Origin of the sequence: Mucilaginibacter sp., assembly GCF_039935595.1 — a bacterium.
In the GTDB taxonomy this organism is placed as follows: domain Bacteria; phylum Bacteroidota; class Bacteroidia; order Sphingobacteriales; family Sphingobacteriaceae; genus Mucilaginibacter.
Map to the genome: position 1 here is coordinate 1 of NZ_JBDTJZ010000023.1, position 9773 is coordinate 9773.

Genomic DNA, 9773 nt, shown 5'->3' on the forward strand with positions numbered 1-9773 from the left:
ACCGTAGTTCCGTTGGTAACACGGTAAAATACATCTATTTGGCCTAATGAATCCGGCGAAAACATAAATGTGCCCCCGGCTCCCGTAGTCCCCGATTTATCTAATGTAATGTACAAACCTTTTACATTATTTTTAAATATAAGGTTTGATGATAATTGCGCACTACTTGCATTAAATAAAATAGAGTTTATAAAATTTAAATTAATGGGTATCCTGATCTGTGGTTTTACCTTTACCATACTATCTCTTGCCCCGGAAACATTGGCGCTGATATTAATACTGTCATTCATCCTGGCTAAAAATGACTTGGATCCTAATAAATTTGAACTGTTATAATTCCAGCGCTTGGTATTATAATAACTTACATTTAAAGCACGCTCATTTAGCTGGTACACATTAACCTTATAGCGTGATGCTATCGAGTCGCCATAAAAACCATGCGTATACTTAAGTGTCAGCAAAGCCGAGTCAATAGTTACGGTGCCGGTTGGCAGGGTATAGGCTACGCTGTTGGGTAAATTAAGGTCGGTAGCTATATTTGATTCTGTTGTACCAAAAACAGGGTCCTTAAAATAGCCCAGTGCCATTTTGGTTGCTGACGAAGTTACCACACTATCTTCGGGTATGGTATTAACAATAATGGTAGATGTATCTATCAGGCTGCCATTTAGCTGGTTACCTGTATTTATACCCAAGCCAATACTGTCCTGATTTTTACAACTGCCTAAAATAAAAAGACTTATCAACAACGTTAATAAGTCTAATCTAAAAAATTTCATATGTGAATGATCTCTCAAAGTTTATACAACGTGTGCCAATTCTTCATTGACAATTTCGTCGTAAAAATTGTAATAATTTTCGAAATCAGCGGTAGAATTAAATTCTAAAACCGATTTATTGCTGTTTTTAACATTATTTAACACATCTTCATCAATATTCTCGCTGGCTATAACAATAGCGTCGCTGTATTGAATGGCACCTTCATACAAAGCCGAGTTTGTGCCTGGTTTGTAAACCTCAGTGTGCTTGTCGGTCATATCGCCCATTACTGCCTTGCGGGCAAAGTCGGCGTTCATTGTACCTTTTGAGTCGTCTTCGTAAATAGAATAAACAACCTTCGAGTTTTTAAAGGTCGGGTCATCTTTGTACGTGGTTTTTAAATAAGCCGGTACTAAAGCGCTCATCCAGCCATGGCAGTGAATTATATCCGGTGCCCAGCCTAATTTTTTAACCGTTTCCAACGCTCCTTTGCAAAAGAAGATCATACGCTCGTCATTGTCGGCATAAAATTTCCCGTCTTTGTCTTCAAAAACGTACTTGCGTTGAAAATACTCTTCGTTATCCAAAAAATAAACCTGCATACGCGCCGCGGGAATAGATGCAACTTTGATGATCAGCGGATTATCATTATCATTAATAATGATATTCATTCCCGACAAACGTATTACTTCATGAAGGCGGTTCCTGCGCTCGTTAATATTTCCAAAACGCGGCATAAGGATACGAATTTCGTAACCTTTTTCCTGCATAGCCTGCGGAAGCTGGCGTGTGATTTCAGAAATTTTAGTTAGATCAAGGAAAGGTGACATTTCATGAGTTATAAACAAAAGCTTAGATTTACTCATCTCCAAATCAATATTAAAAGTTATGTATGTATAAGAACCCCAAAAAATTGGGTTTGCAAATATAAGCATTATTATATGAACTGGCAACGATTTATGCAAGTAGTTTTGGTTATTTTTAATCTATTGTGCAACTTCGCCCTCTTTTTGTAAACATCCTCAATTGGAAAAATTTACTACTAAAACCCAAATACAGCAATATTTATCATTAGCACGGGCAAATGGTAAAACTATAGGGCTGGTACCTACCATGGGGGCGTTACACGCCGGCCACCTGTCGTTAATACAGCAGGCACAGCAGCAATGCGATGTTGTGGTGTGCAGTATTTTTGTAAACCCTACTCAGTTTACTGACCCCGCCGACCTGGAAAAATACCCTCGCCCCATACAGGAGGATATTAGAAAACTGGAGGCCATAGGCTGCGATGTGCTGTTTGAGCCCGCTGTAAATGAAATTTATGACAACAATGAGCATTGGCATTTAAACATTGGTACACTGGAGGATTTGCTGGAAGGAAAATACAGGCCCGGCCATTACCAGGGGGTTACCCAGGTGGTTTATAAATTTTTTACATTAATAAACCCCGATGTTGCATTTTTTGGGCAAAAAGATTACCAGCAATTTTTAGTAATAAGCAGGATGGTTGCCTTAATGGATATGCCGGTTAAGCTAATAATGTGCCCTATACAGCGCGAAGCCGACGGGTTGGCCATGAGCTCGAGAAATATACACTTAACCCCCGCCGACAGGCAAAACGCGCTTGTTTTATCAAAAACCCTTAACCGCATTAAAAGTGATTTTGATATTAATAATATTGCCATATTGAAACAACAGGCGGAAGCAGCTATTAATAACCAGCCCGGTACGCAACTGGATTATTTTGAGATAGCCGATGGTGATACCCTGCTGCCTGCCGATAAACAATCAAAAAAAATAGTGGCATTGGTAGCGGCTAAGGTGGGCCAAACCCGTTTAATAGATAATGTTATGATATCGGGGTAAGTATATACTCATCCAATTGTCAACTAATCACCAATTAACTAATCACTAATTAACTAAAAGCGTAACTTTGCACCATGATTATTGAGGTATTAAAATCCAAAATTCATAGAGCCAGGGTAACCCAGGCCGAGCTGAACTATGTAGGCAGCATTACTATTGATGAGGATTTAATGGATGCGGCAAATATAATTGCCAACGAGAAGGTGCAGGTTGTAAACAACAATAACGGCGAGCGCTTTGAAACCTATGTTATAAAAGGCGCACGCGGCACCGGCACCGTATGCCTTAACGGCGCGGCCGCCAGGCTGGTGCAGGTGGGCGATATTATTATAGTAATGTCATACGCGTACATGGAGATGGACGAAGCCCGTAATTACGAACCCCTTTCGGTTTTCCCGGATGTAAATAATAAATTAATTAAGTAATTTGGTTTAATATTTTAAACTGAATGAAACATTTAATTTCATTTCTTTTCTTATTAGCTGCGATTACCACCTTTGCGCAAAAGCAAAATATTTATTTTGTTAAAAATGACGGATCGCTGGTTCAAACGAAAGATTCAGCTGATTTTGTGCGTGTTGTAGCCGAGCCAGATTCGGGAACAACACTATACAACATTACGGAGTATTATATAAGTGGGAAGCGTAAGTTAGTAGGGTTATCATCATCCACGTACCCTGTTAGATTCGAAGGAACTGTAATATCGTTTTTTGAAAATGGAAAGCGACGCGCAATAAACAAATACAAATATGGCGAACTAGTAGGTGATCAATATGATTATTTTCCAAATGGTAAATTGTATACTGTAAAAAAATATACAGAAGAATTAACAGCAACAATAACCGGCTCTTTAGAGCATTTTCCTGATTTAGAAAAGCAATATTTATTTTTTACCTCTCTTGATTCCTTAGGGACCGCGATTCTAACAGATGGCATCGGTTATTATAAGGGCTATGATTCAAATTTTAAAGAAATTATTGAAGAAGGTCCGGTAAAGGATGGAAAAAAGGATGGTGAATGGAAAGGGAGGGAAGATACAATTAGCTTTATTGAAACATACAAAGCAGGACTTTTTATTCAAGGAATAGGGACATCGACAACCGGGATTAAAGTTGCTTATAAAAATGGTCGTGTTACGCCAGCTGAGTTTTTGGGTGGGATTGAAAAATTCACAAAATACTTATCTGAACACATAAATTATCCCATCAATGATAAAGATGGAAATAAACAAGGAAAAGTCATCGTGTCTTTTGACATTGATATAAATGGAAAAGTTGAAAACATACGAGTACTGAGATCTCCTACTCCATCAATGGCTGAAGAAACAGTAAGAGTTCTGCGACATAGCCCCAATTGGTCTCCAGCTAAAAAATTTGGTCGCAATGTGCCATTTAAGGCATTTACTATACCTATTAACTTTGGCCTGCAAAACGCAGATACTAATTTGGGTCATTCTGTAATACCTGTTATTAATTAATTTGATTATTGTCGACAATGAAACCTATAATCACATTTTTTTACTGTTTACCACAGCTACTTGCTTTGCGCAAAAGCAAAATGTGCACTTCCTGAAAAACAATGGCCACAACCTGTGAGGACTAAATACACAATACCAGTAAGTTTTCGCTGGGTTACTCGCGTTAACTACCTCCCCGCCGGGTAAGCATTAATATTCATCACTAAATGCACGTTTACATCAGCATCGGGTTTTTGCCTTAGCTGGTAAGCCATACGTATGCGTATATCCGGTTGGCGCACCAGCTGATCTAAAAAGCGGGTATTATCAACCTTAAGCATTAAATAATTGCCGGCTGTTGCCGCAATATTTGTATTTGATGCTACCAACACTTCGTCTTTCCCGTCGTTTTTTGATACATATATTTTTACCATCCTCAAATTGCCTATATTATAATCTGCCGGGTCAGATGCTTCCAGTTTGGCAGATATTACGCTAACCTCGCTGATGTGCTGCCCGTTGTTGCCGGTTATTGAAAAATTTTGGTCAAAACTGGTAGCTATGTTAGTGGCCGATTGTGCAACCCCAACTCCCGAAGATGCCGGTATGGTTAATGTGGTAGTATAAGGCAGGGTTGATTTAACAATGGATTGCATCATGCCGCAACCTGATAATATCCATAATAATACAATGGAAATAAAGAGTGGTCTGCTTGCCATACCTCAAATAGTTGCTGTTATAGTAGTTTGTAATCACATAAAGCTACGTAAAAATATATGGAATATTAAAGTTTGTATTAAAGTGAAAATTTAAGCCTCAAATAGTACTATTTTTCTATCTTTGCATCCCGACGCTGAGGTCGGGATTTTCCGCTTTCAGCGCATAGATTATAGTTCATAGCTGATGGTTGATAGTTCATGGTATTGGTAAGAAACAATTAAAAACCATGAACAATGAACCATGAACCATATCCAAAAAAACTATGCCCAAAGACACCTCCATTAAATCCATTCTAATCATCGGCTCAGGCCCTATTATTATTGGCCAGGCCTGCGAGTTTGATTATGCCGGTTCGCAAGCCGCGCTTTCATTAAAAGACGAAGGCATTTCAGTAACCATTATTAACAGTAACCCGGCAACAATCATGACGGATAAGGTTATTGCTGATCATGTTTACTTATTGCCATTAACCTGCGAAAGCATCGAAAAAATACTAACCGAGCAAAAAATTGACGCTGTATTACCCACTATGGGCGGCCAAACCGCGCTAAACCTTTGTATTGAGGCTGATGAGCAGGGTATATGGAAAAAATACGGCGTAAAAATTGTTGGTGTTGATATTGCAGCTATAGAGAAAACCGAGAACCGCGAGGCCTTTCGCCAGTTGATGGTTGATATTGGCGTAGGTGTTGCCACTTCAAAAATTGCCAATTCGTTTTTAGAAGGTAAGGAAGCGGCGCAGGAGATAGGTTTCCCGCTGGTAATACGCCCAAGTTATACCCTGGGTGGTAAGGGTGCGGGTTTTGTACATAAAAAAGAAGATTTTGATTTAGCCCTTAGCCGCGGTTTACAGGCATCGCCAACACACGAAGTATTGGTGGAGCAGGCTGTACTGGGTTGGAAAGAATATGAGTTAGAGCTATTAAGGGATAGTAATGACAACGTTATTATTATTTGTTCGATAGAGAATTTTGACCCGATGGGCATCCATACCGGCGACTCGATAACCGTGGCCCCGGCCATGACGCTTAGCGACCGCTGCTATCAGGAAATGCGTAACCAGGCCATTAAAATGATGCGCGCCATAGGTAATTTCGCGGGGGGGTGTAACGTACAATTCTCGGTAAATCCGGCTGATGATAGCATCATCGCTATTGAGATAAATCCGCGCGTTTCGCGCTCATCGGCACTGGCATCAAAAGCTACCGGTTACCCAATTGCTAAAATTGCCGCTAAATTAGCCATAGGTTATAATTTAGATGAGATAGAGAACCAGATCACCAAAACCACCTCAGCTTATTTTGAGCCAACGCTGGATTATGTGATCGTAAAAATACCACGCTGGAACTTTGATAAGTTTAAAGGCGCCAACCGCGAGCTGGGTCTGCAAATGAAATCAGTAGGCGAAGTTATGGGCATAGGGCGCAGCTTTATTGAGGCGTTGCAAAAAGCCTGTCAAAGTTTAGAGATTGGCCGCGCGGGTTTAGGTGCCGATGGCAAACAAAACCGCAACCTGGAAGAAATTATGTACAGCCTGGAGCATCCAAGCTGGGATAGGTTGTTCCATATTTACGATGCTTTGAGTTTGGGTGTGCCGATAGAATCAGTAAGAAAAGCCACCAAGATAGATCGTTGGTTCCTGAACCAGATACAGGATATTGTTAACCTGGAGATTGAACTGCGCCGGTATAACCTTACCAATATTCCTGAAGATTTCTTTTACACCTTAAAACAAAAAGGATTTTCGGATGCGCAGATAGCTTATATATTAACCAACGTAACCGAGGAGGATGTATACCAACGCCGCAAAGCATTGGGCATTAACCGTGTTTACAAAATGGTTGATACCTGCGCCGCCGAGTTCCCGGCTAAAACGCCTTATTACTACTCAACTTACGATGGTGAGAACGAATCTATATCGTCTGACAAAAAGAAAATAATTGTATTAGGCTCGGGCCCTAACCGTATTGGTCAGGGTATTGAGTTTGATTATAGCTGTGTACATGGCTTATTAGCGGCTAAAGAAGCCGGCTTTGAAGCAATAATGGTTAACTGTAACCCCGAAACGGTATCAACCGATTTCAACATGGCTGATAAGCTGTACTTTGAACCGGTGTTTTGGGAACATGTGCGCGAGATAATAGAACTGGAAAAACCTTACGGTGTAATTGTACAGCTAGGTGGCCAAACAGCCCTTAAAATGGCCGAGAAGATGCACGAGCACGGCATAAGGATCATCGGTACATCATTTAATGATATGGATGTTGCCGAAGATAGGGGCCGTTTTTCTGACCTGCTAAAGGAACTTGGTATACCATACCCTAAATATGGTGTTGCCGAAAGCGCCGAAGAGGCACTGGAGGTTGCCCACCATGTTGGTTACCCGGTGTTGGTGCGCCCAAGTTATGTATTAGGCGGCCAGGGTATGAGCATTGTTATTAATGATGAGGACCTGGAAAAAGCGGTTGTAGGGTTACTAAAAAACCTTCCGGGCAACAGGGTGCTGATCGATCATTTTCTTGACCGTGCATCCGAAGCCGAATCAGACTCGATAAGCGATGGCGATGATGTGCATATTATTGGCCTGATGGAGCATATTGAGCCTGCCGGTATACACTCAGGCGATTCATTTGCGGTGTTACCACCATTTGACTTGTCAGATAATGTGATCAGCAAAATGGAAGAATATTCGGTTAAAATAGCCAAAGCATTAAATGTGCGCGGTTTATTAAACATACAGTTCGCCATTAAAAACGAAGACGTTTATGTAATTGAAGCCAACCCGCGTGCATCACGTACGGTGCCTTTTATAGCTAAAGCTTATGACGTGCCTTATATAAACATTGCGGCCAAAATTATGCTGGGTGTTAATAAATTAAAGGACTTTAATATTGTACGCAAGCTAAAAGGCTATGCTATAAAAGAGCCTGTTTTTTCATTTGACAAGTTCCCTGAAGTTGAAAAACAATTGGGGCCAGAAATGAAATCAACAGGCGAGGCTATCCGCTTTATCCCTAATCTGGAAGATCCATATTTCAGGCACCTGTATAAAGAAAAATCAATGTACTTGAGTAAGTAAGCTGAAAGGTTTAAGCATAAAGGCGAAAGGTTTTACTTTTCGCCTTTTTTATTAATATACAAAGGCGTATGCTTTTGGGCAAAGGCATTGATAGTTATTAATATGACTGCAAAAAACGGGATGGTCCTCATGTATGGCGTTTATATTTGATACAACAATAATATGGGCATTGGGTTTTAGCCCACCATTATGTTAATAATTGTTAAAACTGCCTGCCTTACCCATTATTTTAGCTGTAAATTTGTTTCGAACTCATATATTTAAAAAATTTATTGGCATATACCAATTGCCCTAATATTAGTTTAATTCAACACGGCAAATAACATTATCTTTGCAGCCGCATTGCTGTAAATACACGGATGCAAAAACATGATACAAGCATGAAAAGACATTTATCAGGCATATTTTTTTTAACAACATTGTTAACCCTTATTATTGCTATTAGCGGGTGTAAAAAAAGCAACAGTAATGCTACAATTACCGATCCGCCGTTGGTAGTAACCTTAAATATGGCAACTGATGTTAACCAAACTACTGCAAAAAGTGGTGGTGCCGTAACTTATACAAGTACTACAGTTACCGCTTTTGGCGTTTGCTATAGCTCAACCAACCAAACACCAACAACCGGCGACTCAAAAACAGTTGACGCGGCTACTACCAAAGTTTGGTCGAGCAGCCTTACCGGCCTTACCGCTAATACCACTTACTATGTTAGGGCCTATGCTATTAATGGCAATAGTACAGGTTATGGAAATGTTATTACATTTAAAACCCGCAGCAACGCGGTGCAAACAGCTACAGTAGCTACCATTGCGGGCAGCACTACCAATGGGTTTGCAAATGGCGCAGGTTTAAGCGCCATGTTTGATGGCCCTACAAGTATAGCATTTAACCCGGTTGCGGGCAATATATACATTGGCGATACCTTTAATAATTCAATACGTACCATGACCACTGCCGGTGTAGTGGGCAGTTTAACCAACGGTACCCTGGGTTATGCAGATGGGCCGCTTTCGTCGGCAACATTTTACGGACCTAAGGGAATGGCTTTTGATGCTGTAGGCAATGCTTATGTAGCCGATATGGGCAATAATGTTATCCGCAAAATAACACCGGCTGGAGTAGTAAGCACATTTGCAGGTACGGGTATAGCCGGAAACCTTGACGGTGCAGCTAACGTAGCTAAGTTTAACGGACCGCAGGGAGTAGCCGTTGACGGTGCCGGAAATGTATATGTGGTTGACAGAGGCAATAATATGATACGTAAAATTACATCTGCAGGCGTGGTTAGTTCACTTGTGGGGTATTCCGGTGCGGGATGGGTAGGTTATCTGGATGCAATAGGTGGTAATGCTAAATTTAACTACCCCGTTGCCATAACTGTAAATACGGCAGGAACGAAGTTATACGTAGCCGATTATAACAATTATGCTATACGTGTAATTTCTTTAGCTGACGGCACAGTAACTACATTGGCCGGTAGCCCGGTACAAGCTGACCTGATAGGCCAGCCTACCGGTTTAGCTTTTGATAGCAACGGCAATTTATTTGTTTCCGATCAGAAAGGACGCGTTATTGAAATTACGCCCAACAATGGTTTATATACCATTGCGGGCAGCTTAAATAACGCAGGTAATGTTGACGGCGCAGGTACCACGGCACGCTTTAACAATCCGCAGGGTGTTACCGTTGATGCCGCAGGCAACATATATGTAACAGATTTTGGTAATAATACTATACGTAAAATTACGCTTCAGTAAAAAAAAAGAATTAAAGAGAAAAGCCTGGTGGTATAACCACACAGGCTTTTACTCTTTTTATAGCTATCCGAATAATAGTTCAAACACCTCCTCAATACGCGAAACTACTTTTATTTCAATTTTGTAGCGCGAT

At 40.7% G+C, this 9773-nt stretch carries 8 protein-coding genes; 5 read left to right on the forward strand and 3 right to left on the reverse strand.

Annotation, left to right across the window (positions count from 1 at the left end):
- Both ABI367_RS01330 and ABI367_RS01335 read right to left on the reverse strand, forming a co-directional pair.
- The coding region (locus ABI367_RS01330) for a DUF4270 family protein (protein ID WP_462228996.1) at nt 1-779 on the reverse strand (779 nt) is incomplete at its 3' end.
- 21 nt (nt 780-800) lie between these two features.
- Nucleotides 801-1625 (reverse strand): glycogen/starch synthase, encoded by an 825-nt coding sequence (locus ABI367_RS01335; RefSeq protein WP_462228998.1) that lies wholly within the window; start codon nt 1623-1625, stop codon nt 801-803.
- Between the two features lie 160 nt (nt 1626-1785).
- Between ABI367_RS01335 and panC the strand changes: the two genes are divergently transcribed.
- The 3 genes from panC to ABI367_RS01350 all read left to right on the forward strand — a co-directional run bounded on the left by panC (nt 1786) and on the right by ABI367_RS01350 (nt 4102).
- Nucleotides 1786-2625, forward strand: coding sequence for a pantoate--beta-alanine ligase (gene panC / locus ABI367_RS01340; protein ID WP_462229000.1), 840 nt, complete (start codon nt 1786-1788; stop codon nt 2623-2625).
- Between the two features lie 74 nt (nt 2626-2699).
- Nucleotides 2700-3050: an aspartate 1-decarboxylase gene (gene panD / locus ABI367_RS01345; protein ID WP_462229002.1), complete on the forward strand. Its 351-nt coding sequence runs from the start codon at nt 2700-2702 to the stop codon at nt 3048-3050.
- Nucleotides 3051-3073: 23 nt separating this feature from the next.
- Nucleotides 3074-4102: a TonB family protein gene (locus ABI367_RS01350; protein ID WP_462229004.1), complete on the forward strand. Its 1029-nt coding sequence runs from the start codon at nt 3074-3076 to the stop codon at nt 4100-4102.
- 167 nt (nt 4103-4269) lie between these two features.
- Here the strand turns inward: ABI367_RS01350 and ABI367_RS01355 are convergent, their stop codons facing one another.
- Entirely contained in the window at nt 4270-4800 is a 531-nt protein-coding gene (locus tag ABI367_RS01355; protein WP_462229006.1) for a hypothetical protein, read from the reverse strand.
- A 263-nt stretch (nt 4801-5063) separates the two neighbouring features.
- On the opposite strand from ABI367_RS01355, the gene carB reads away from it, so the two are divergent.
- Complete coding sequence (gene carB / locus ABI367_RS01360) at nt 5064-7880, forward strand: carbamoyl-phosphate synthase large subunit (protein WP_462229008.1); 2817 nt, start codon at nt 5064-5066, stop codon at nt 7878-7880.
- 380 nt (nt 7881-8260) lie between these two features.
- Entirely contained in the window at nt 8261-9640 is a 1380-nt protein-coding gene (locus ABI367_RS01365) for an NHL domain-containing protein (protein ID WP_462229010.1), read from the forward strand.
- Nucleotides 9641-9773 lie beyond the last annotated feature (133 nt).

Excerpts from the sequence above, each read along its gene's own strand:
- ABI367_RS01335 (WP_462228998.1), bottom strand. The coding sequence starts at position 1,625 with ATGAGTAAATCTAAGCTTTTGTTTATAACTCATGAAATGTCACCTTTC.
- panD (WP_462229002.1), top strand. The coding sequence starts at position 2,700 with ATGATTATTGAGGTATTAAAATCCAAAATTCATAGAGCCAGGGTAACC.
- ABI367_RS01350 (WP_462229004.1), top strand. The coding sequence starts at position 3,074 with ATGAAACATTTAATTTCATTTCTTTTCTTATTAGCTGCGATTACCACC.
- ABI367_RS01355 (WP_462229006.1), bottom strand. The coding sequence starts at position 4,800 with ATGGCAAGCAGACCACTCTTTATTTCCATTGTATTATTATGGATATTA.
- carB (WP_462229008.1), top strand. The coding sequence starts at position 5,064 with ATGCCCAAAGACACCTCCATTAAATCCATTCTAATCATCGGCTCAGGC.
- ABI367_RS01365 (WP_462229010.1), top strand. The coding sequence starts at position 8,261 with ATGAAAAGACATTTATCAGGCATATTTTTTTTAACAACATTGTTAACC.